Origin of the sequence: Halomonas sp. AOP30-A1-24 (genome assembly GCF_052378165.1) — a bacterium.
Lineage (GTDB): Bacteria > Pseudomonadota > Gammaproteobacteria > Pseudomonadales > Halomonadaceae > Vreelandella > Vreelandella citrativorans.
The window spans coordinates 37385-60556 of the sequence record NZ_JBQSXL010000024.1 but is presented as its reverse complement, the minus strand read 5'-3'; the positions used below and the strand labels follow the sequence as shown (position 1 = coordinate 60556).

Sequence of the window (23172 nt, the reverse complement as noted above, 5' to 3'; positions counted from 1 at the left end):
ATCAAGCGAAGCAATCAGCGCGGGCGTCCAGCAGACAAACGCCCACCAATGAACGAGCGAATTACCGAAGAAGAAGTGCGTTTAATCGATGCTGAAGGTGAGCAGTTGGGCGTTGTGCCTACCACCGAAGCGATTGAGCGTGCAGAAGCTGCCGGTTTAGACCTCGTGCAAATTTCGAATGCCGATCCCATTGTCTGTAAGATTATGGATTACGGTAAATTCGTTTTTGAGACGAAGAAGCAGAAAGCGGCTCAAAAGAAAAAGCAAAAGCAAATCCAGGTTAAGGAAGTTAAATTCCGTCCTGGCACCGACGAAGGCGATTATCAGGTAAAATTGAAAAACCTGATGCGCTTTTTGGAAGGTGGTGACAAGGGTAAGGTCACTTTGCGCTTCCGTGGTCGTGAAATGGCGCACCAGGACATCGGCCGCAAGCTGATGGAAAGGATCGCGGCAGACCTGGAAGAGATCGGAACGGTGGAGTCCTTCCCGAAAATGGAAGGCCGCCAGATGATCATGATTCTTGCCCCGAAAAAGAAGTGATCCAACGGCGAAACCAACGGGCTATCGCGTAGGCGATGGTCGGCCTTGGATTTTCTAAAAAATATCGAGCGGAGTTTTCTCATGCCGAAAATCAAAAGCAACAGCGGCGCTGCGAAGCGCTTTAAAAAGACCGCTAATGGCTTCAAGCACAAGCAGTCTCACCGTAGCCACATCCTGACCAAAAAATCGACTAAGCGTAAGCGTCAGCTGCGTGGAATGAAGCAGGTTCACGCTGCTGATAAAGCGCTGATCCAGCGCATGCTGCCAAACCTATAAGTCGTTTTTTTTGTCTGAGTGCTTAAAGCCTCAGCTATAAAGTCAGGAGTGTGTTATGACTCGTGTTAAGCGTGGTGTAGTTGCCCGTCGTCGCCATAAAAAAGTATTGAAGCAGGCTAAAGGTTACTACGGTGCCCGTTCGCGTGTTTTCCGTGTAGCTAAACAGGCCGTTATCAAAGCAGGTCAGTATGCTTATCGTGACCGCCGCAACCGTAAGCGTCAGTTCCGTGCGCTGTGGATTCAGCGTATTAACGCTGCTGCACGCATCAACGGTATGTCTTACAGCCGCTTTGTTGGCGGTTTGAAGAAAGCCGGCATCGAAATTGACCGTAAAGTATTGGCTGATCTGGCTGTACACGAAAAAGCCGCATTTGCTGCTATCGTGGAAAAAGCCAAGGCTGCCCAATAACGTCATAGCTGTGCAAATGCCAGCGTGAATTGACGAAGGTCATTTCAGTGTGACCCGCAGGGGAAGAGCAGCCGCTCTTCCCCTGTTTTTTTGTCACCTTCAATGTGCGACACCCTCATAAAAGGGAACCGCTTAATTCGGAGTGAAACGGATGGACCACCTTCCTACTCTGGTGTCTGAAGCACGTGATGCCATTCAGGCTTCGCAAGATGTTGCTTCGCTGGATGAGTTGCGAGTTCGCTATTTAGGCAAAAAAGGCGAAGTAACGGCTTTGCTGAAAGGGTTAGGCAAGCTAGCAGCCGAAGAGCGCCCGGCTGCTGGCGAACGCATTAACCAGGCAAAGCAAACATTGGCCAATGAAATTGACGCTAAGCGCCAGCAGCTTGAAAACGCAGCATTGAATGCACGGTTGGCCGCTGAGCGCATCGATGTTACGTTGCCGGGCCGTGGGCAGGCCAGTGGTGGCTTGCACCCGGTTACGCATACGCTTGAACGTATCGAAAGCTTATTTACGCGTATCGGTTATGACGTCGCGGTAGGACCAGAAATTGAAGATGACTATCACAATTTCGAAGCGCTCAATATTCCTGTGCATCACCCGGCACGCGGCATGGCGGATACGTTCTATTTTGATGCAACGCGGCTGTTAAGAACGCACACTTCACCCGTTCAAGTGCGCACAATGAAAGAGAGCGAGCCGCCCATTCGGATTGTGTGCCCCGGACGCGTTTATCGTAGCGACTCCGACCTGACGCATACGCCTATGTTTCACCAAGTGGAAGGACTGCTGGTGGACGAAGGGGTTAGCTTTGCTGACCTAAAGGGCACGATTGAAGACTTTCTGCAGGCGTTTTTTGAGCGGGACGACCTTTCTGTTCGCTTCCGTCCTTCGTATTTTCCATTTACCGAGCCTTCTGCTGAAGTCGATATCCAATGCGTTATGTGCAGCGGTTCAGGCTGCCGTGTTTGCTCGCATAGTGGCTGGCTGGAAGTAATGGGTTGCGGCATGGTACATCCTGAAGTTTTCCGCCGCTCGGGTATTGATACTGAACGCTATACCGGCTTTGCCTTTGGCATGGGGGCTGAGCGCTTAGCGATGCTGCGTTACGGTGTAAACGACTTGCGCCTGTTCTTTGAAAACGACCTGCGCTTCTTGCGCCAATTCGCTTAAGACCGCTGCCGAACACAGGAACGATCATGAAATTTTCAGAACAGTGGCTGCGCGAATGGGTATCACCGCAGCTGGACACGCAGGCGATTGCTGATCAGATCACGATGGCCGGCTTGGAAGTCGATGCAGTTGAAGCCGTAGCCGCTGCGTTTAGCGGCGTTGTCGTTGCTGAGGTGCTTACCAAAGAGAAGCACCCGGATGCCGACAAATTAAACGTATGTACCGTTAATGATGGCTCGGGTGAACCGGTGCAGGTGGTGTGCGGTGCAGCAAACGTTGATATCGGCCAGAAGATTCCTTTTGCTCAGGTAGGGGGCGCGCTGCCAGGCGATTTCAAAATCAAGAAGGCTAAGCTGCGCGGTGTAGAGTCACGCGGCATGATTTGTTCAGCATCGGAACTTGGGCTTGAGGAAGAAACCTCGCCCGGTATTCTGGTATTGGCTAATTCTGCGCCTATTGGCATCGATTTTCGCGAATATATGCACCTCAACGATATGACCATTGAGGTGGATCTTACGCCTAACCGCGGAGATTGCTTAAGTGTTAAGGGGCTTGCCCGTGAGGTGGGCGTGCTTAACCGGTTAGCCGTAACGCCGCCGGTCATCGAATCTATCCCGGCCGTAATAGATGACACCTTTGCTGCCAGCGTTGAAGCACCTGAGCAGTGTCCCCGATATGTGGGTCGCCTCATCAAGGGCATTAATGTAAAAGCGGAAACACCGCTTTGGATGGTAGAGCGCCTGCGTCGTAGCGGTATCCGTTCCATTGATCCTGTGGTGGACGTTACTAATTACGTCATGCTGGAGCTTGGCCAGCCGATGCATGCGTTTGATCGCGATAATTTGAACGGCCGCATCGTTGTGCGCATGGCGAAAGAGGGGGAGCGGCTAACCTTGCTGGATGGGCAAGACGTTGCCCTGCGCCCTGGAACATTAATGATTACCGATGAGGCGGGTCCGCTTGCCATGGCGGGAGTCATGGGCGGAGAGAATTCTGGGGTTAACGAAACTACCCAGACGATTTTCCTGGAGTCGGCATTTTTTACACCACTGGCGATTGCGGGTAAGGCGCGCTCTTACGGTTTGCACACCGATGCGTCACACCGGTTTGAGCGTGGCGTGGACCCTGAGCTTGCTACAGCGGCCATTGAGCGTGCGACACGCTTACTGTTGGATATTTGTGGCGGCCAGCCTGGCCCTGTCACTGAATGCGTCAGTGAAGAGCATGTGCCTGCTTCTCGCACTATTTTGCTGCGTGAAGCGCGTTTGGAAAGTGCGCTTTCCAAGAAATTGGCCAATGAAGATGTCACCGACATTCTGACGCGTTTGGGTCTTGAGGTGAGTCAGCAGGCTGAAGGCTGGTCGGCTGTTGCGCCTAGCTGGCGTTTCGATGTCGCGATTGAAGAAGACCTGATCGAAGAGATCGCCCGAATTCATGGCTACAATAATCTGCCTGTTCGCCGCCCGGCTGCACGGTTAGCGCTGCGCTCTGCAGATGAAGCAACACTCACCCAAGCGCAGTTGCGTCGCCAAATGGTCGCTCGTGGTTTCCAGGAGGCGATTACTTATAGCTTTGTGGCTCCCGAGCTTCAGGCCGCTATATTGCCTGATGCCGTCTCTCCGGTGCTTGCTAACCCCATTTCAGCGGATCTCTCAGTGATGCGGGCCAGTCTTTTCCCGGGGCTGGTGCGGGCCATGGAGCATAACTTAAACCGTCAGCAAACCCGCGTTCGCCTATTCGAAACGGGGCTGGTATTTAATGGCGAGCTGGATCAACTGTCCCAGGTTCCCATGATGGGGGCGTTAGTCTGTGGTAGTCGGGAAACGGAAGGCTGGGCAGGTTCTAAAGAGCGTATCGACTTTTACGATCTCAAAGGGGATCTTGAAAGCCTTTTAGCCTTGGGTGGCAATCTTGATGCGTGGCGCTTTGAGCCAGCCGAGCATCCAGCGCTTCACCCCGGCCAGAGTGCTGAAATACAGTACAACGGCGAGCATGCTGGCTGGATTGGAACTTTGCACCCGCAAGTGCGCGCCAAGCTGGGCCTTAAAGTGGATGCGGTACTCTTTGAAGTACGCCTGGATACGTTAAGCCAAGGGCAGATCCCGGCCTTTGAAGCGTTATCACGTTATCCTGAAGTGCGACGCGATCTGGCGTTTATCGTAAAGCAAGCGGTGCCCGTTCAGGCTCTACTGGATTGCGCTAAAGAAAATGCCGGTGATTACTTAAAAGACATTACGCTATTTGATGTCTATGCTGGTAAAGGCGTGGCGGACGACCATAAGAGTATTGCGTTAGGCTTGACCTGGCAGCATCCTTCACGCACGCTAAACGATGAAGAAATCAACCAGTTGGTAGATTCCATCGTGACACAAGTGCGTGTCCAGTTGGAGGCTGAGCTACGCGGCTGACAATAATATGCCACGACACGGCGCTTATCACGTTCTTGGCAATGCGTTTGCTACAAGGAGGGTCCTATGGGTGCGTTGACCAAAGCAGAGCTGGCAGAGCATTTACATACTGAGCTGGCACTGTCTAAACGAGAAGCAAAAACCATGGTCGAAGCTTTTTTCGAAGAGATTCGAGCCTGCTTACGAGAAAATGAACAGGTTAAGCTGTCTGGGTTTGGTAACTTTGATTTGCGTGATAAGCGTGAACGGCCGGGCCGTAACCCAAAAACCGGTGAAGAAATACCTATTTCTGCCCGCCGTGTTGTGACCTTTCGACCAGGTCAAAAATTAAAGCAGCAAGTCGAGCACTATGTGAAAACCAAATAGTCCTTGATGTTAATGACCTATCCGTAACGTCGTTTTCGCTATATAACGGAGCGCCTTTGGGCGCTCCGTTTTTTTATGCGCCACGGTGCATACAGCCTTGTCTGTTCATTTGCGAAATGTGCCGTATAAATGAAGTATGTTAATATTCCTGCAAATTCAACGGCTATTTATCAACGCCGTGACACTTAATAGGGGATAGCAACAATGCCTCAACTGAACATATTGGTTGGCACGATGTATGGCGGTGCGTTAGATGTGGCTGAGCAGGTAAAGCCATTATTCGAGCAAGCGGGCTTTGCCGTTAATATTGTTGAGCAGCCGACACTTGATGATCTAACGAGCGATGAAGATCTCTCATTATTCGTGCTCTCTACCACTGGCAGTGGTGACTTTCCCGGTAATTTTGTGCCCTTTGTGCGCAGCTTAAAAGATACAAGCCCAGCCCTTACGGAATTACGCTACGGCATGATTGCGTTAGGCGACAGCTCCTACGGTGATACATACTGTGGTGCGGGCAGAGCGCTTGATGCGTTACTTGAAGACCATGGAGCACGCCGTTTGGGTGACCGGTTGGAAATTGATGCCATGGAAACATTTATGGCAGATGATGCCGCAGTACCGTGGGTCGAGACGTGGATTGAAGAGCAGCAGCTAAAGGTAGCCTAAGCAATGCAGCCGATGCCTTTTTCAGCAGAGCGCATTAGTGTTGCGCTCGGTTTATGTGTGGTAATGCTGGCATCTTTGCCGCGTTTTATGGCAGGCGGGCACAGTACCCGTCAAACGCTTATTGTGATGGGTGTCGTTCTGGTTGCCGGCGCGGCGGTAGCGCAATGGCGTTTATTATCCCGTGACGCGCGCAAGCAATTGCCTCGTCTTTGCCTACGGTTGGTGCTCATGCTGTTAGCGGGTGCTTTAGTCATGGGGGCTTGGCACGCGCTTTTTACCACATGGATTAGCTGGGAGGTTTTTATCTCTCACGCCGCTACCTGTGGTCTTTTAATGCATGCGGTAAGTTTATGGTGGCGACCTAAACGCCATAAATAACCCGTTTAGGTCCAAAACCCTTGGATAAAATCGATAGCATACTCACCCAGCAGGTCCCATTGCTGCTCCGTTTCAACGCCTTCGGCGACCGCCTTTATACCTGGCTCACGAGTAAGGCTTGCAATCGCCGCAACGATAGCGCGGCTGTTGTGCTCCTGCTGGTGCAAAGGTCTCAATAAAACTGCGATCTATTTTTAGGCTTTGGGCCGTAATATGATGCAGGTAGCTCAGTGATGAGAAGGGCCTCGCTAAGCAACATTTGATGCGGCGCGGTATGCACGGGTGATGTCATAAATTCCACGATTGGCCGCATTAGAGCCGAGGGCGTGCTGAAATTGATCATCAAGGCGTCATGCTCTGTCCAAATTCCTAATGCTTGGTGGTTCTCCATAATGACAATAGAGCTGCAGTGGCGCTTCGCCATACGCTTTGCCGCTTGGCAAGGCGTATGGCGGGTGTGCAGTGCATAATGCGTGAAATAGGTAAGTCTTGATGAGTAGTCATGAGTATCGTTACGATAGCCAGTAAAGGTTGCTAAGTGGCAGGTAGCCTATCGTAATGAGCACGTAATTCTGTGTCCGAGGTCTAAAAGTAATAAATTAGTCACTTATTCCCTTGTAATTAACCGCAGCGCCCCCATCTTGCGAGCATGGCGCTTGCCACCGTGCGCTAGGGTTCTTAAAATTGCCCCTTGGAATTTATTTAAACACTGTTAATACAACGCCCAGCCGCTAGAGGACAATTCATGCAAGTTTCCGTCGAGACGACCTCCCAGATCGAACGCCGTATTTCTATCCAAGTACCGGCTGCCGAAATCGACGAGGCTGTCAGTGCTCGCCTGATAGACACCGCGAAAAACGTGCGGCTGAATGGTTTTCGCCAAGGCCGGGTACCAATGTCTGTTGTCCGCCAACGCTATAGCGACAGCGTTCGCAGTGAAGTAGTGGGCGAGGTAATGCGTGAGCGTTACGTACGTGCCATCACTGAAGAAGGCCTTAACCCGGCTGGCTACCCTCAGATTGAGCCGCAAATTAATGAAGCCGGTAAAGATCTTGAATTCGTAGCGATCATGGAAATTTATCCGCAGATCGAGTTGACCTCTATCGAAGGCACTGACGTTGAGCGCCCGGTGGTTAGCGTAAGCGATGCTGACGTTGATGAAATGATCGAGACGCTGCGTAAACAAAATGCCGATTGGCAAGATGCGGATACACCGGCAGCAGATGGCGATCAGGTAACGATTGATTTTAAAGGTTTCCTGGGCGATGAGCCGTTTGAAGGCGGTAGTGCAGAAGGTCACGCGCTAGTGATTGGCTCCAACAGCTTTATCCCAGGCTTTGAAGAGCAGTTAATCGGTGCCAAGGCTGGCGAAGAGAAAACCATCAAGGTTACTTTCCCGGAAGATTACCAGGCCGAGCATCTGGCAGGTAAGGAAGCCACCTTCAATGTAACGGTGCATAAAGTCAGCACGCAGAAGCTGCCTGAAATTGACGCTGCTTTCATTGAGCGCTTTGGCGTAGACGATGGCGACCAGGATAAATTCCGCGCTGAAATCAAAAAGAACATGACGCGTGAGGCGACTCAGGCCGTTGATAATCGTGTTAAGCAGCAGGTGCTGGACGCGCTTAAAGAAGCCAACGACATTCTGGTGCCAAGCTCGTTAGTTCAGCAAGAAACGGATGCAATGAAGCGTCAGGCTGCTCAACAGTTTGGCCTTGGCGAAGACTTTGATGTTAGCCAGCTGCCCAATGAGCTTTTTGAAGAGCAGGCCAAGGGCCGCGTTCAAGTAGGTCTTTTGCTGGCTGAAGTGATCAAGGTCAATGAGCTTGACGCTGACGATGCTGCGATTAAAGCAAAAGTTGAAGAGCTGGCCGAGCAGTACCAGGACCCTTCTGAGGTTGTTGAGTACTACATGAGCAACGACCAGCTGAAAACGCAGGTTAAGTCTGCCATTCTCGAAGAGAAAGCGGTCGATAAACTGCTTGAGCAAACGAACGTTAAAGACGTTGAAATGTCTTATCAGCAAGCATTAGCTGCCGCTCAGCAGCAGGCTGCACAAGACGAGGGTGCTGAAGAAGGCGAGAAAGCAGACGCCTAAGCAATCCCATCAGCGCGGCGCACTGTTCTCGGTGCGCCTTTCCCTTATCGGACGCAAGGAATCACCCAAATGAGTGGATTTGATATTCAAAACGCCGGCGGTTTAGTGCCCATGGTGGTTGAGCAGAGCGCCAAAGGGGAAAGAGCCTACGATATTTACTCGCGTCTGCTAAAAGAGCGTGTCATTTTCCTGGTAGGCCCTGTTGAAGACTACATGGCTAACCTTGTGGTCGCTCAGATGTTGTTCCTTGAGTCGGAAAACCCCGACAAGGATATCCATCTTTATATCAACTCGCCGGGTGGCTCGGTAACGGCAGGCATGTCGATTTATGACACCATGCAGTTTATTAAGCCCGATGTATCAACCGTATGTATTGGTCAAGCGGCCAGTATGGGCGCGCTGCTTTTAACAGCAGGCGCAGCCGGTAAGCGTTACTGCTTGCCTAATTCACGGGTCATGATTCATCAGCCGCTGGGGGGTTATCAAGGTCAGGCATCTGACATTGAAATCCATACCCGTGAGATTCTGGGAATCCGCGAAAAGTTGAATCAGATTCTTGCGCATCATACTGGTCAGGATCTGGAAGCGGTTGCCCGTGATACCGACCGTGACAATTTCATGAGCGCCAATAAAGCTCAAGAGTATGGCTTGATTGACGCAGTGCTGGATAAGCGGCCTACATCCTGATAGCGTGATGAGGTTTTGCTTTTCTAACGAGCTTTTATGGCGGTGCAAGCCGCCGCAGTGACAGAGGTACGCTAATGGCCGACGGCAAAGGCAAGGATGAAGGTGGTAAATTACTTTACTGCTCGTTCTGTGGAAAAAACCAGAACGAAGTACGTAAACTGATTGCTGGCCCGTCCGTATATATCTGCGATGAGTGTGTCGACTTGTGTAATGACATCATTCGCGAGGAAGTTCTCGAAGCCGATGCCGAGAGCGATGAGGAGCGTTTACCTACGCCTCGCGAAATACGTCATACCCTGGACGATTACGTCATTGGACAAGACCGCGCCAAAATGGTGCTGTCCGTAGCGGTTTATAACCACTACAAGCGTCTGAGACCGGACGTACGTGAAGGCGATGTTGAATTAGGTAAATCCAATATTCTGCTCATCGGCCCCACTGGTAGTGGTAAAACATTGCTAGCGGAGACCATGGCACGTTTATTAAACGTACCTTTCACCATTGCGGATGCAACAACGCTGACCGAAGCGGGTTATGTGGGTGAAGATGTTGAAAACATCATCCAGAAGCTGCTTCAAAAGTGTGACTACGATGTAGAGAAGGCCGAGCGCGGCATTGTATATATCGATGAAATTGACAAGATTTCTCGTAAGTCCGACAACCCGTCTATCACGCGTGATGTATCGGGTGAAGGTGTACAGCAGGCGTTGCTCAAACTAATCGAAGGCACGACGGCTTCTGTACCGCCTCAGGGTGGCCGCAAGAATCCGCAGCAAGAGTTTGTTCAGGTAAATACCGGTAACATACTGTTTATTGTGGGCGGCGCTTTCGCGGGTCTGGACAAGGTTATACGTGACCGGGCTGAAAAGGGCGGAATCGGTTTTAACGCCAGCGTTAAGAGCAAAGAGTCAGCACGTGGTGTCGGTGAGCTGCTTGCAGACGTTGAGCCGGAAGACCTGGTGAAGTTCGGTTTGATTCCAGAGTTTGTTGGACGCCTACCGGTCATTGCTACGTTGACGGAGCTTACCGAAGACGCGCTGATCCAGATTTTGACAGAGCCCAAAAACTCGCTCATCAAGCAGTATGGAAAGCTCTTCGAAATGGAAGGCGTGACGCTTGAGTTTAGAGACGAAGCGTTACGAGCGGTTGCTGCGAAGGCGATGGAGCGGAAGACAGGTGCACGCGGCCTGCGCTCTATCCTTGAGTCGGTATTGCTTGACACCATGTATGAAATTCCATCACTGGAAAATGTCAGCAAGGTGGTTATCGATGCATCGGTAATCGCAGGTGAAAGCGAGCCGCTCTTGATGTATTCAAAGCAGGAAGATGCTCGCGTTGATGGCACGGATGGCTAGTAATAGGCCAACGGCGTGACTTCAGCCGCTTGCGCTAAACCAAGGGGTCGCCTAGGCGGCCCCTTGTTGTTCATGGGTGTCACTGCGTAGTTTGCTCTACACTGCGTAGTACTTTTCATACAGTGATGTACTTGTCTTGGTGTTCCATCAAGTACTCTTCCGATTTGTTGAGGAACGTCTGCGATGCAGCAGAACGCCGAACAGACTCAATGTCTACCTTTATTGCCGTTGCGGGACGTCGTCGTGTATCCGCAAATGGTTATCCCTCTGTTTGTAGGGCGTGAAAAGTCGATTCAGGCGCTTGAAGCTGCGATGGAAGCTGATAAGCGCGTATTGCTAGTGGCTCAGCGAGAAGCTGCCCAGGATGAGCCGGACAATGCCGACCTCTACGCCATGGGCACTGTGGCGGACATTATGCAGCTGCTCAAGCTTCCCGATGGCACTGTAAAAGTGTTGATTGAAGGCAGCTTTCGCGCGGATGTACTGGACATCGAAGAGAACGAAGCGGGCTATACGCAAGCCCATCTTTCTCCTCGAGAGAGCGAGCCCTTAACCAGCCGCGAACAGGAAGCGCTGGTACGCGTGCTGCTTAATCAGTTCGAGCAGTACGTTAAACTGTCGAAAAAAGTGCCCAATGAGGTGCTTAACTCGCTTTCCGGGATTGAAGATCCAAGCCGGCTAGTGGACACCATCTGTGCTCATTTATCGCTAAAAATTGGCGATAAACAGGAGCTTTTAGAGATGGATAGGGTGCGCGATCGTATTGAGCACCTGATGGCCTTAATCGAATCTGAAATTGATCTGCTTCAAGTAGAAAAGCGCATCCGCTCACGTGTTAAAGAGCAGATGGAAAAGACCCAGCGCGAGTACTACTTAAACGAGCAGATGAAAGCCATTCAGAAAGAGATGGGCGAGCTCGACAACGTACCAAATGAAGCCGAAAAGTACGAGAAAGCGATCAAAGAGTCGGGCATGCCACAAGAGGCTGCCGATAAAGCGACTCAAGAGCTGAACAAGCTGAAAATGATGGCTGCTAACTCTGCAGAATCGACCGTCGTGCGCTCCTATCTGGATTGGCTGATAGCGGTCCCTTGGAAAAAGCGTACGCGCGTGAAGCATGATCTTGTGAAAGCGCAAGAAGTGCTTGATGAGGACCATTACGGCCTCGAAGAGGTAAAAGCACGTATCCTTGAGTACTTGGCTGTACAAAAGCGCGTACGCAAGATGAAAGGCCCTGTGCTGTGCCTGGTAGGCCCACCTGGGGTGGGTAAGACCTCGCTGGGCCAATCTATCGCGCGGGCGACCAATCGTAAGTATGTACGCTTGGCATTGGGTGGAGTGCGGGATGAGTCGGAGATTCGTGGCCATCGACGCACTTATATTGGTTCATTGCCCGGTAAGCTAATGCAGCGCATGAGCCGTGCAGGTGTCAAGAATCCACTGTTCCTGCTGGATGAAGTGGATAAGCTCGGCATGGATCATCGTGGCGACCCAGCCTCAGCGCTTTTGGAAGTGTTGGATCCTGAGCAAAACAACAGCTTCAGCGATCACTATCTGGAACTGGATTACGATCTTTCAGAGACGCTGTTCATCTGTACGGCCAATTCGATGAATATTCCTGGCCCGCTTTTGGACCGTATGGAAATTATTCGTCTGCCAGGCTATACCGAAGATGAAAAGCTGGCGATTGCCAAGCGTTATCTGTTGCCGAAGCAGCTTGCTGCCAATGGACTGAAGACAGATGAGCTGGCACTTCAGGACGATGCGTTGCTAGAGCTTATTCGCTACTACTCGCGTGAAGCGGGGGTGCGTGAACTTGAACGCCAGATTGCTAAAGTCTGCCGTAAAGTGCTTCGCGAGCGCTTGGAGCGTAAAGACCTCGAAGAGACGCAAACCCTTTCTGCTGAGCAAATTGAAGCCTATGCCGGCGTACGACGTTACAGCTACGGGCTGGCTGAGCAGGATGACCAGATTGGCCGTGTTACAGGGCTTGCGTGGACATCAGTCGGTGGAGAGCTTCTCAGCATTGAGTCTGTGGTGACGCCAGGTAAAGGGCGAATTAACAAAACGGGCTCGCTCGGCGATGTAATGAAAGAGTCCGTTAGTGCCGCACAAACCGTTGTTAAGGCGCGTGCTCACGGGTTCGGTATTGACCCTGTACGTTTTGAGAATGAAGACCTGCATATCCATGTGCCAGAAGGGGCCACGCCTAAAGATGGCCCCAGCGCTGGTGTCGCGATGGTAACGGCTATGGTGTCGGCTTATACGCAGCGTGCAGTGCGCTGTGATGTAGCGATGACCGGTGAAGTTAACCTTCGGGGCGAGGTGTTGCCGATAGGCGGCCTGAAGGAGAAATTGCTGGCAGCCCGTCGCGGTGGTATAAAGACCGTCTTGATTCCTGAAGAAAATCGTCGTGATCTCAAGGAAGTACCGGAAAATATCAAGGGTGCACTTGATATTCGTCCGGTACGCTGGATAGATGATGTATTGGCGGTGGCGCTAGTGAGCGATGAAAACGATGAGGGCACGTCTTTAAAAAGTGCTGAAAAGGGTGCTAAAACATCGTTTACTTCCTCCACCGTAGCCAATACACACTAATATTAAAGCCATTGGTCTTTAATGTTTACTTAAAGAATTTGCCCAAAGCCTTGTGCAGCGGGCATTCCACGGTGTGTTTGCTTGACAGGTGTTTCAAGGCATTGCTATAAAACGCAGCTATGCTTTGAGGTTGTACCTTCTGGTGGCCATGCCGTACAGAGCCATTTTTTTGAAACAGTTAAGGGGTGAAGTGTGAATAAGTCTGAGCTGATTGAAGCCATTGCCGCGTCTGCCGATATTCCTAAGGCAGCGGCAACCCGCGCATTGGATGCCATGGTGGAGTCTGTCACCGATAGCCTCAAAAAAGGTGAAAGCGTTTCACTGGTAGGTTTTGGTACCTTCGCTATTAAAGAGCGTGCTGCACGTACTGGCCGTAACCCGCAGACGGGCCAGCCTATCGAAATTAAAGCGGCGAAAGTACCTGGCTTCAAAGCAGGCAAGGCGCTGAAAGACGCCGTTAATTAATTGTTCTGTGTTTATGTAATCTAATGGGCGCATCGCATCCGCGATGCGCCCATGTTATTTTTTGGCCTGGTATTTAAGGGGTTATCCGAAAACGATTTCGGGCAACGTGAAGGTTTATTTATATGGCTGTGTTTATCTGAGGCTAGCATGCTGCAAAGTATTCGAAATGGCTCCAGAAGCTGGGGCGCCAAAATTATTATCGGTCTCATGGTGGCTGCCATGGCGCTGTTTGGGGTGGAATCACTGTTTAGTGTGTTTGGCAGCGATCCCAATGAAGTCGCAAGTGTCAATGGCCGGCCCATCATGCGTCAGCAGGTTGAGCTGGAGGTGCAGCGAGCGCTTCGGTCAGGCCAGGTTCCGCCGGAACAAGAGCGTGCGTTGCGCAATGATATGCTGGACCAGTTGATCACCCAGCAACTGCTTACTCAGTACGCTGATGACGGCGGGTTCTACGTCTCCGATGCACAGTTAGACCAAATTATTGTAGGCCTCCCCGAGTTTCATGATCAAAATGGTCATTTCTCGGCCGACATTTTCCGTAACCGGCTAGCGGGTGCAGGCTATTCACCTGTCTCGTTTCGTCAGGACTTGCGCGTCGACATTAAGCGTCAGCATTTGCAGCAAGGCTTGGCATTCAGCGATTTTAGCCTGCCCAGCGAACAGGCTCGTTTGGCCGAGTTACAAAATCAGCAGCGCAGTTTTCGTTATGTGCTGATGAACAACGACGACGTAGATGTTGATATCAATGTCACCGACGAGCAGGTACAGGCTTACTATGATGCCCATCAGGAGCGTTTCGAGCGGCCTGAGCAGGTACGCGTTGAGTATGTGCTGATTGATCGCCAAGCCATGGCCGCTGAAAGTGAAATTGATGAAGAGACGCTTCGCCAGGCGTGGCGTGAACAGAATCAAAATGCGGATCGACGCATTTCACATATCATGGTGACCTTTGGTGATGAACGTTCCCGTGAAGAAGCACGCAGCATTGCTGACACTGCTTATGATGACCTGGAAGATGGCGAATCCTTTGCTGATACGGTACTCCGCTACTCTGATGACACAGCAAGTGCCGAGGAAGGAGGCGATCTAGGTACGATTTCGCGCGGTATTTTCGGCAATGCATTTGATGAGGCTGCATTCTCTCTTGCTGAAGGCGAAACGTCGCAGGTCGTTGAAGTTGATGGTGCCTTCCACATTCTGCGAGTGACCGATGTTGATGCCCCCTCGTTTGAAGAGCAGCGCGACACTCTGCGTCAAAACGTGGCGTTAGGAGAAGTTAACGATACGTTTAACGCTAACGTCCAGCAACTGATTGACCAGAGCTTTGCTGCGGACGATTTGCAAAGCGTCGCTGATGATATTGGTTTAACGTTGACGCAAACCGATTGGCTCGCGCGTGGTGAAGGCGAAGGCGTTCTTTCGGAGCCGGGCGTGCTGGATGAAGCCTTCAGCGAAGAGGTGCTGACGGATGGCTATAACAGTGAAGTGATTGAGCTCGACGATGATCGACGCTTGGTCTTGCGTGTGGCCGAACACCGTGAAGCGACGCTGATAAGCCTGGATGACGTTCGCGATGAGGTAGAGCAGTCCGTTGCCGCCCAACAGCGTCAACAAGCCATGCTTGAGCAGGCTCAAGCAATGACAGCTTCGCTTAATGCGGGTGAGACGCTCGACGTCAATTGGCTTGAAGCCACTAACGTTAATCGTCAGCAGAATAGTTCTTTACCTCAAGGATTGGTGTCGGAAGTCTTCCGTATGCCGAATCCGGATGAAGGTGAAAGCCAGTACCGGGCTGTTACGCTGTCGCAAGATGTTGCGGTTATCGCGTTGGATGACGTATCGGCAGGCGAAGATAATGATCAAATAGCGGGTTTTGTCGCGCAAATGGCTGAGCAGTTAAGAGCCCAAGCGGTGATCCAGGGCTTGATTGACACCCTGTATCAGGATGCGGATATCAAGCGCTAACGTTGTCAGGTATGAATAAAAAAGCCGATCATCGATTGATCGGCTTTTTTGTGTTTGCTGAAGGCAGTTACGCCGCGGGCGGCGTGGCCAAGGAGAATTGACGCAGCCTGGGTTCAGGGCGGTCAGACTCCTCGATAATCACGTCCCAGCCGTGCTGGTCATCCCAGTCACCCAGTACAAAGCGTTTAGCAGGTACGTCTTCCACCGTAAGATCATGAACCTTAGGGCGGTGTGTATGGCCATGGATCATGGTGGCAACGCCATAACGCTCCATCAGTTGTACGACTTCAGCATGGGTCACGTCCATAATCGCTTCTGCCTTGTTTGCGTTGGCATCGCCTGATTGCATGCGTAGGCTTTTGGCAAGCTCCAGGCGCTGCTCAAGAGGCAGCGCTAGAATCTGTGCTTGCCATTCAGGATTGCGCGACTGCTGCCTGAACGCCATATAGGCTTCATCCTGGGTGCACAGGCTGTCGCCATGCAACAGTACAAGCGGCACGCCCTCCAACTCCACTTCCTGCACATCGGAGAGCAGTGTTGCCTGGCAGGCATTAACAAACCGTTCGCCCAGCAGAAAGTCACGGTTGCCATGAGACAGATAAATAGCCGTGCCGTCATCGCTCAGCTTGCGTAAGCGTTGGATGACTTCAAGCGCCACGGCGCTAAGGGGATGCTGAGTGTCGAGTAAGTCATCACCCATCCACGCATCAAAAAGATCACCCAAAATATAAAGGGCGCTTGCGCCCTGGGCCGTTTGTTCCAGATAGCGATAAAACCCCTGATTGATCTCAGGGGTGTCGCTGCTTAAGTGCATGTCAGCTACAAGCAGTGTGCGCATGATGCTCCCGAAGAGTTATTCTGCTTCTTTTACATAAGCACGCTCAATGATCACATCTTCCGCAGGCACATCCGCATGCATGCCACGGCGTGTTGTGCTCACACCCTTAATGGCGTTGACCACGTCCATACCATCAACTACTTCACCAAAAACAGCGTAACCCCAACCTTGAAGGCTTTTTCCGCTGTGATCCAAAAAGCCGTTGTCGCCAACATTAATAAAAAACTGGCCAGTCGCCGAATGGGGGTCTTGCGTTCGAGCCATGGCAAGCGTGCCGATGGTGTTCTTTAAGCCATTATCCGCTTCATTCTCGATCGAATCACGTGTCGGCTTCTGGTTGAAATCCTGATCAAAGCCACCGCCTTGCACCATAAACCCGTCAATGACGCGGTGAAACAGTGTGCCATCGTAAAATCCATCACGAACATACTGCTCGAAGTTAGCCGCTGTTACCGGCGCTTTTTCATGATTAAGCGCGATAGTGATGTCACCGTGGTTTGTCTGTAATACGATCATGAATAAATTCCTGTTCAATGAAGACGTTCGCCTTGGCGCTGTGCATCGGCGTCACGCTATAATAGCGGTTTTGCTTGGCACCGCGAAGCGCTAACCTAATAGCGTAGGCAGAGGTTGCCTGGCACGCCATCCACCACGAGGTTTTCAACACCACCATGACCAACGAGACCACCCCAGCGCCGAACTTCATTCGCAACCAAGTACGCGACGAGATCGAGGGCGGCCAGGTCACAAAAATCGTGACGCGTTTTCCCCCAGAGCCGAACGGTTTTCTGCACATCGGCCACGCAAAGTCGATCTGCTTAAATTTCGGATTGGCGGAGCAAATGGGTGGTGAGTGTCATCTGCGTTTTGACGACACCAACCCGGCGAAAGAAGAGCAGGCTTATATTGATGCCATCAAAGAAGACGTCAGTTGGTTAGGTTTTAGCTGGGCGGGCCCGGTTCGCTTTGCTTCTGACTACTTTGACCAGCTTTATGCCTGGGCACAGCATTTAATTCGCGAAGGCAAAGCCTACGTGGATGATCTCACGCCCGATGAGATCCGTGAGTATCGCGGTACGCTAACCGCTCCTGGCAAGCCAAGCCCTTACCGCGAACGTAGCGTTGAGGAGAACCTGGATTTACTCGAGCGTATGCGTGTTGGCGAATTCGGTGAAAGTGAAAAAGTGCTACGTGCCAAAATCGATATGGCATCGCCTAACATCAACTTGCGCGATCCCATCTTGTATCGCATTCGTCATGCGAATCATCACCAAACCGGCGATAAATGGAAGATTTATCCTTCCTACGACTTCACTCATGGGCAGTCGGATGCGATCGAAGGTATCACTCACTCAATCTGTACGCTGGAATTTGAAGACCACCGTCCGCTATATGAGTGGTTCCTGAATAATCTCCCGGTTCCCGCCAAACCACGCCAGATTGAGTTTGCGCGCTTAAACCTGGATTACACGCTGACCTCTAAACGCAAATTGAAGCTGTTGGTGGACGAGCAGATCGTAGACGGCTGGGATGACCCACGGATGCCGACGATTTCCGGCATGCGCCGCCGTGGTTATACCGCCGCTTCTATTCGTAAATTCTGCGAAATGATCGGCGTGACGCGTGCTGATGGCGGGCTTGTCGATATCGCCATGCTGACCCACGCTATTCGCTCGGACCTTGAAGATAACGCGCCGCGTGCCATGTGCGTGCTGAAACCGCTCAAGGTCGTACTGACTAATGTGGCAGAAGACCACGAGGAAGTGTACGACGTGCCGGGACACCCCGCGCGTGACGACATGCCGATGCGTAAGGTACCGTTTGGTCGCGAGCTGTACATTGACCAGGATGACTTCATGGAAGATGCACCCAAGAAGTTCTTCCGCTTGGCGCCAGGCAAGGAAGTTCGCTTGCGCAACAGCTACGTCATCCGGTGTGACGAGGTGATCAAGAACGACGCCGGTGAAGTGGTTGAGCTGCACTGTTCGGTGGACTTCGACACGCTCGGCAAAAACCCGGAAGGGCGCAAGGTGAAAGGCGTGGTTCACTGGGTCAGCGCCACTCACGGTGTGCCCATAGAAGTGCGTCTGTATGACAATCTGTTCATGGTCGAGCAACCGGACCGTGACAAGGATGTCGATTTCCTTGAGCACCTGAACCCAGAATCATTGGTCATCTGCCAAGCAATCGGCGAGCCAAGTCTGGCCGAAGCCGTGCCGGAAGATCGTTTCCAGTTTGAACGCATGGGTTACTTCTGTGCTGACCGTCATCTCTCCAAGCCGGGGCAACTGGTGTTTAACCGTACCGTAGGGTTGAAAGATAGCTGGGCGAAAATCAAACAGAAAGGTTAAGGATCGTCATATGCAAATTTACAATACGCTGACGCGTCGCAAGGAGCCATTTACGCCGCTGGTCGCGGGTAAGGTAAGCATGTATGTCTGCGGCATGACGGTGTATGACTATTGTCACCTTGGCCACGCCCGCGTCATGGTCGCATTTGATGTCATTACTCGCTATTTGCGCCACCGTGGCTATGACGTTACCTACGTGCGTAACATCACCGATATCGACGATAAAATCCTTAAGCGTGCTGAGGAGAATGGTGAAAGCATTACGGCGCTAACCGAGCGCATGATTGATGCCATGCATGAAGACGAAGCGCGGATGAACGTGCTGCCACCCAGCCAAGAGCCCCGTGCAACGGGGCATGTTGGGGATATCGTCGGCATGATCGAAACGTTGATCGAAAAAGGTTTTGCCTATCCTGCCGGAAATGGCGATGTGTACTACCGAGTGCGCAAATTCGCCACGTACGGCAAGCTCAATAACCGCCAGCTAGACGATATGCGTTCAGGTGCGCGGGTTGATGTGGATGTTCATAAAGAAGATCCGCTTGATTTTGTGCTTTGGAAAGCGGCAAAACCGGGTGAGGCGCACTGGTCATCACCCTGGGGCGATGGCCGTCCTGGCTGGCATATCGAGTGTTCGGCCATGTCGACCTGCTGTTTGGGGGATACCTTTGATATTCACGGTGGCGGGCCCGATTTGACCTTCCCGCACCACGAAAACGAAATTGCTCAGTCAGAAGCCGCGACGGGGAAAACCTACGTTAACACCTGGATGCATGCGGGCGCTGTCCGTGTGGATCAGGAAAAGATGTCGAAGTCGCTAGGCAACTTCTTCACCATTCGAGACGTATTGGCCGAGCATGATCCGGAAGTGGTGCGTTACCTGTTGGTCGCCAGCCATTACCGGAGTGCGATTAACTACTCGGTTGATTCCCTCGTAGAGGCGCGTAAATCGTTAACGCGCCTTTATACCGCGCTGGATGGCGTCGACACTGCGGCTCAAATGGATGAAGCCGCTAGTCCTTATCGTGACCGCTTCACCCAGGTCATGGACGATGACTTCAATACCCCGGAGGCGCTCGCTGTACTATTTGAGTTGGCGCGAGAGGTTAATCGTGCCAAAAGCGATACACCTGAAAAGGCCGTGGGGCTGGCTGGTGAATTAAAACAGCTCGCTGGTGTGTTGGGGCTTCTCACGCAAACGCCCGCTGCGTTTTTAAAAGGCTCTCAGTCGCAAGGGGTAGCGCTTAGCGAAACGGCTATCCAGGAAAAAATTGCCCAGCGTCAGGCAGCGAAAGCGAATAAGGATTTTGCTCAGGCAGATGCCGTTCGTGATGAGTTGGCGGCGCTAGGTATCGTGTTAAAAGACTCACGTGAAGGAACTACGTGGGTCATTGAATCTCCTTAGCAAGAGCCGGTGTGCCAGGCGTCGCTATAGCGGCGTCTGGCAGCCACTCAAATGCCACTTATACTAGTAATGCCTCCCCTCACTAAAAGACGTCTACTAAAGGATTGCCAAGATGCGCTTTACTATCAAATCTCTGCTATCTGTCGCTGCCCTGTCGTTGACAACATTAAGCCAAGCGAATGCCAATGAGCCCGTTGTCGTTGCCTCCAAAATCGACACGGAAGGGGCGGTGCTGGGTGAGTTAATCATTCAGACGCTAGAGCGCAACGGCATACCAACGCAAGACCGCCTTCAACTGGGTGCTACGAATGTGGTGCGTACCGCGCTAACTGCTGGAGAAATTGATCTATATCCTGAATACACCGGAAACGGTGCTTTCTTTTTCGATATGGCGGATAGCGATGTATGGAAAGATGCTGACCAGGCACATCAAACCGTACGTGAGTTGGATGCGCAAAATGGGTTGGTATGGCTAACGCCCGCGAGCGCGAATAATACCTGGGCCATGAGTATTCGTCAGGATGTTGCAGATGAGCATAATTTGAAAACACTGGATGATCTTACTGCTTATATTGCCGATGGCGGCGATTTCAAATTTGCGGCCAGTGCAGAGTTCGTTGAATCCGCTCAGGCGTTACCCGCTTTTCAAGAGGCGTACGGATTTGAGTTAACGGATGAACAACTGCTGGTGCTTTCAGGCGGTAATACAGCGGCTACAATGCGTGCCGCGGCTCAACAAACCAGTGGCGTTAACGCAGCGATGACCTATGGAACGGATGGCGGCTTAAGTGCCCTGGGCCTGGTGGTATTGGAAGATTCGAAAGGCGTTCAACCTGTCTATCAGCCCGCACCGGTCGTACGAGAAAGTATTCTTGAAGCCTATCCGGATATCGAGCCGCTGCTTCATGATGTATTTACAACCCTGGACGAGGTAACGCTGCAAGCGCTTAACGCGGATGTAGCCGTTAACGGTTTATCGGCAAGTCAGGTCGCTAACGACTATCTCGACCGTTTGGATAACTAATAAATGTCGCTTTTGGATGCGCTGCCCACGCCTCGCTTGGGGCGTGGTGGTTACCCTAATGCTGTTTTAATCAGTTTAAGTGTGGTGATGCTGGCAGCGGTTTGGGGGGTGGATACCGTCAGCGTTGCACCTAACCGAATTGTGCAAGGAGAGGGTGTTAACGTTCAGGGCGCCTTCGGTTGGCCCGGTGCTGTGCTTGTCTCATTACTGGTCATTGCGTTGGGAAGCCTGGCGTATCAGCCCAGCCGTACCCACTATTGGGCGGCCTTGGGCGTAGTGGTATTACTACTGACGCTGATGCCGTTTGGATTAATGGTCGCCAGCCACTTTTTAATAGACCCAGAGCTTCCTCAAGCGCGATTAGGCATCGGGGGCGGTTATTGGGTTGTCTTGTTTATCTCATTGTTAGGTATCGTTGAACTACGCCTGCGGCTTGGTTTAAAACGTTTATGGCCGGTTCTCATATTGTCAGGCGTTGGACTGATTTGGTGGCTTTGCGCGTGGCTCTGGTTAAGCGACTTGGCTCTGGTTCAGGAATTTAAAGCGCGGGATCATCAATTTATACAGGCGATCAAGCAGCATATTTTCCTGGTGAGCACCGCTGTGAGCGTGAGTGTGGTAATGGGCACGCTGCTTGCCCTGTTGATGCGTCGCTTTGCCAGGCTGCAAAAGGTTGCTTTTGCGCTGCTTAATTTCCTCCAAACCATCCCTAGCCTGGCACTCTTTGGCCTTTTGCTGGCGCCGCTGGCGTGGCTTGCCGCCAATGTGCCTTTCCTGGCTAAGGTTGGGGTGAGTGGAATTGGTAATACGCCCGCGCTTATTGCGCTGGTGGCTTATAGCCTGCTGCCCATGGTGCGCAACACCTACACCGCCTTGGAAGAGGTCAGCCCGGATACTCTGGAAGCCGCAAGCGCCATGGGCATGCACCGTATTCAGCGGTTTTGGCAGGTTCGCCTACCCTTGGCGCTGCCTGTGCTGTTGGAGGGTGTACGTATTACGACGGTTCAAGCCATTGGGCTTACGGCAGTAGCGGCTTTGATTGGCGCAGGGGGCTTAGGTACCTTCATCTTTCAGGGGCTAGGCCAGGCCGCCATGGACATGGTGCTGCTGGGTGCACTGCCCATTTTGATATTAGCTTTGTTAGTGGATGCGGGCCTGGGTGCCTTGGCAGAAGCACTGCGCCCAGGAGGCGTCCAATGATCGAACTTTCACACGTCTCAAAGCGTTTCGGTGCTGAAACGGCAGTTGATGCTATTAATCTAAAGGTGGAAAAAGGCCAGTTTTGTGCGCTGGTAGGTACCTCTGGCTGTGGCAAGTCGACCACGTTGCGTATGATCAATCGCTTAATCGAAAAAAGTGATGGTGAAATTACCCTGGATGGCCAGGCCATTGAAGCGTATGACCCGGTCAAGCTGCGCCGACGGATTGGATATGTGATTCAAAGCACGGGGCTATTCCCTCACTGGACGGTTGCTCGCAATATTGGGCTGGTACCACGCCTACTGAAATGGCCTGCGAAAGATATTCAGGCACGGGTTGAGGAGCTAATGGGCTTGCTTGGCTTGCCCGTTGCTGAGTTCGGACATAAGTATCCGCATCAGCTTTCTGGTGGGCAGGCTCAGCGCGTAGGTGTTGCTCGCGCCCTGGCGGCTGATCCGGATATTTTATTAATGGATGAGCCTTTTGGCGCACTGGACCCTATCACGCGCGTCAAATTGCAGGATGAGCTGGCAGGCCTTCAGGCGCGGTTACATAAAACCGTTGTGTTTGTCACACATGATATGGATGAAGCGCTTAAGTTGGCTAATCATCTTGTCGTTATGCGCGATGGCCATATCGTGCAGCAGGGGACACCGCTTTCACTATTACAGCACCCCAAGGACCCTTTTGTTGAATCGCTTTTGGGTGGGCTTGAGCGTGGTTTAAAGCAAGCGGCCTTAACGCGAGTCAAGGACCACATGTCTTCGATGGGGCCAACGTTACCCTCGCAATTTCGTATACCCGCTGACTTTTCGTTGCGCCAAGCGCTTTCCATGATGCTGCGCGACCATACGGATCGTCTTGCTGTAGTCGATCAGGAGGATGTTCCAATTGGCGAGCTTTCTCTGCGCAAGATAGTAAAAGAGGCCCAGTTGGAAAAAGGAAGCATGCGTGAAGCCTGATGTGAAGCGT

At 52.0% G+C, this 23172-nt stretch carries 22 protein-coding genes; 19 read left to right on the top strand and 3 right to left on the bottom strand.

The window, feature by feature from the left end; all coding sequences use genetic code 11:
- Nucleotides 1–48: 48 nt before the first annotated feature.
- The 8 genes from infC (at nt 49) to ACT3TJ_RS13735 (ending at nt 6214) form a co-directional block, all read left to right on the top strand.
- Nucleotides 49–540 (top strand): translation initiation factor IF-3, encoded by a 492-nt coding sequence (infC, locus tag ACT3TJ_RS13770; protein WP_172118807.1) that lies wholly within the window; start codon nt 49–51, stop codon nt 538–540.
- A gap of 81 nt (nt 541–621) precedes the next feature.
- Nucleotides 622–816 (top strand): 50S ribosomal protein L35, encoded by a 195-nt coding sequence (gene rpmI, locus ACT3TJ_RS13765; protein ID WP_087111489.1) that lies wholly within the window; start codon nt 622–624, stop codon nt 814–816.
- A 55-nt stretch (nt 817–871) separates the two neighbouring features.
- Entirely contained in the window at nt 872–1225 is a 354-nt protein-coding gene (rplT, locus tag ACT3TJ_RS13760; RefSeq protein ID WP_018916261.1) for a 50S ribosomal protein L20, read from the top strand.
- A gap of 151 nt (nt 1226–1376) precedes the next feature.
- Complete coding sequence (gene pheS / locus ACT3TJ_RS13755; protein WP_444665878.1) at nt 1377–2396, top strand: phenylalanine--tRNA ligase subunit alpha; 1020 nt, start codon at nt 1377–1379, stop codon at nt 2394–2396.
- Nucleotides 2397–2422: 26 nt separating this feature from the next.
- Nucleotides 2423–4804, top strand: coding sequence for a phenylalanine--tRNA ligase subunit beta (gene pheT, locus ACT3TJ_RS13750; RefSeq protein WP_442353386.1), 2382 nt, complete (start codon nt 2423–2425; stop codon nt 4802–4804).
- Between the two features lie 66 nt (nt 4805–4870).
- Nucleotides 4871–5170, top strand: a complete 300-nt coding sequence (locus ACT3TJ_RS13745; RefSeq protein ID WP_087111483.1) for an integration host factor subunit alpha — start codon at nt 4871–4873, stop codon at nt 5168–5170.
- 204 nt (nt 5171–5374) lie between these two features.
- Nucleotides 5375–5836 carry a flavodoxin gene (locus ACT3TJ_RS13740; protein ID WP_442353369.1) on the top strand — a complete coding sequence of 154 codons (462 nt, stop codon included), beginning with the start codon at nt 5375–5377 and terminating at the stop codon, nt 5834–5836.
- A gap of 3 nt (nt 5837–5839) precedes the next feature.
- Nucleotides 5840–6214, top strand: a complete 375-nt coding sequence (locus ACT3TJ_RS13735; RefSeq protein ID WP_172118803.1) for a hypothetical protein — start codon at nt 5840–5842, stop codon at nt 6212–6214.
- A 5-nt stretch (nt 6215–6219) separates the two neighbouring features.
- On the opposite strand, the gene ACT3TJ_RS13730 is transcribed toward ACT3TJ_RS13735, so the two are convergent.
- Nucleotides 6220–6381, bottom strand: coding sequence for an EAL domain-containing protein (locus ACT3TJ_RS13730; protein ID WP_442353368.1), 162 nt, complete (start codon nt 6379–6381; stop codon nt 6220–6222).
- A 578-nt stretch (nt 6382–6959) separates the two neighbouring features.
- Between ACT3TJ_RS13730 and tig the strand changes: the two genes are divergently transcribed.
- The 6 genes from tig to ACT3TJ_RS13700 all read left to right on the top strand — a co-directional run bounded on the left by tig (nt 6960) and on the right by ACT3TJ_RS13700 (nt 15382).
- Nucleotides 6960–8312 (top strand): trigger factor, encoded by a 1353-nt coding sequence (gene tig, locus ACT3TJ_RS13725; protein ID WP_193057204.1) that lies wholly within the window; start codon nt 6960–6962, stop codon nt 8310–8312.
- Nucleotides 8313–8381: 69 nt separating this feature from the next.
- Nucleotides 8382–8999 carry an ATP-dependent Clp endopeptidase proteolytic subunit ClpP gene (gene clpP, locus ACT3TJ_RS13720; protein WP_193057203.1) on the top strand — a complete coding sequence of 206 codons (618 nt, stop codon included), beginning with the start codon at nt 8382–8384 and terminating at the stop codon, nt 8997–8999.
- A 74-nt stretch (nt 9000–9073) separates the two neighbouring features.
- A complete protein-coding gene (gene clpX / locus ACT3TJ_RS13715; RefSeq protein WP_444665876.1) occupies nt 9074–10354 on the top strand; it encodes an ATP-dependent Clp protease ATP-binding subunit ClpX in 1281 nt (426 codons plus the stop codon).
- Between the two features lie 183 nt (nt 10355–10537).
- Nucleotides 10538–12952 (top strand): endopeptidase La, encoded by a 2415-nt coding sequence (gene lon / locus ACT3TJ_RS13710; RefSeq protein WP_441679353.1) that lies wholly within the window; start codon nt 10538–10540, stop codon nt 12950–12952.
- A gap of 192 nt (nt 12953–13144) precedes the next feature.
- Nucleotides 13145–13417, top strand: a complete 273-nt coding sequence (locus tag ACT3TJ_RS13705) for an HU family DNA-binding protein (RefSeq protein ID WP_087111465.1) — start codon at nt 13145–13147, stop codon at nt 13415–13417.
- A gap of 147 nt (nt 13418–13564) precedes the next feature.
- A complete protein-coding gene (locus ACT3TJ_RS13700; protein WP_441679354.1) occupies nt 13565–15382 on the top strand; it encodes a SurA N-terminal domain-containing protein in 1818 nt (605 codons plus the stop codon).
- A gap of 67 nt (nt 15383–15449) precedes the next feature.
- Here ACT3TJ_RS13700 and ACT3TJ_RS13695 read toward each other — a convergent pair whose 3' ends face one another.
- Together ACT3TJ_RS13695 and ACT3TJ_RS13690 are read right to left on the bottom strand one after the other, a co-directional pair.
- Complete coding sequence (locus tag ACT3TJ_RS13695) at nt 15450–16220, bottom strand: UDP-2,3-diacylglucosamine diphosphatase (protein WP_193054609.1); 771 nt, start codon at nt 16218–16220, stop codon at nt 15450–15452.
- A gap of 15 nt (nt 16221–16235) precedes the next feature.
- Nucleotides 16236–16736, bottom strand: a complete 501-nt coding sequence (locus tag ACT3TJ_RS13690; protein WP_087111461.1) for a peptidylprolyl isomerase — start codon at nt 16734–16736, stop codon at nt 16236–16238.
- A gap of 155 nt (nt 16737–16891) precedes the next feature.
- Between ACT3TJ_RS13690 and ACT3TJ_RS13685 the strand changes: the two genes are divergently transcribed.
- From ACT3TJ_RS13685 to ACT3TJ_RS13665, 5 genes are all read left to right on the top strand, one after another.
- Nucleotides 16892–18571 carry a glutamine--tRNA ligase/YqeY domain fusion protein gene (locus ACT3TJ_RS13685; protein ID WP_441679355.1) on the top strand — a complete coding sequence of 560 codons (1680 nt, stop codon included), beginning with the start codon at nt 16892–16894 and terminating at the stop codon, nt 18569–18571.
- Nucleotides 18572–18581: 10 nt separating this feature from the next.
- Nucleotides 18582–19976, top strand: coding sequence for a cysteine--tRNA ligase (gene cysS / locus ACT3TJ_RS13680; RefSeq protein ID WP_441679356.1), 1395 nt, complete (start codon nt 18582–18584; stop codon nt 19974–19976).
- A gap of 112 nt (nt 19977–20088) precedes the next feature.
- Nucleotides 20089–21000 (top strand): glycine betaine ABC transporter substrate-binding protein OsmF, encoded by a 912-nt coding sequence (osmF, locus tag ACT3TJ_RS13675; RefSeq protein WP_193054606.1) that lies wholly within the window; start codon nt 20089–20091, stop codon nt 20998–21000.
- A gap of 3 nt (nt 21001–21003) precedes the next feature.
- The gene (locus tag ACT3TJ_RS13670; protein WP_441679357.1) at nt 21004–22200 is read left to right on the top strand and encodes an ABC transporter permease; all 1197 of its coding nucleotides are present in this window, start codon (nt 21004–21006) and stop codon (nt 22198–22200) included.
- Nucleotides 22197–23162, top strand: coding sequence for an ABC transporter ATP-binding protein (locus ACT3TJ_RS13665; protein ID WP_441679358.1), 966 nt, complete (start codon nt 22197–22199; stop codon nt 23160–23162). The genes ACT3TJ_RS13670 and ACT3TJ_RS13665 overlap by 4 nt, the downstream gene beginning before the upstream one ends.
- The last annotated feature ends 10 nt before the right edge of the window (nt 23163–23172 follow it).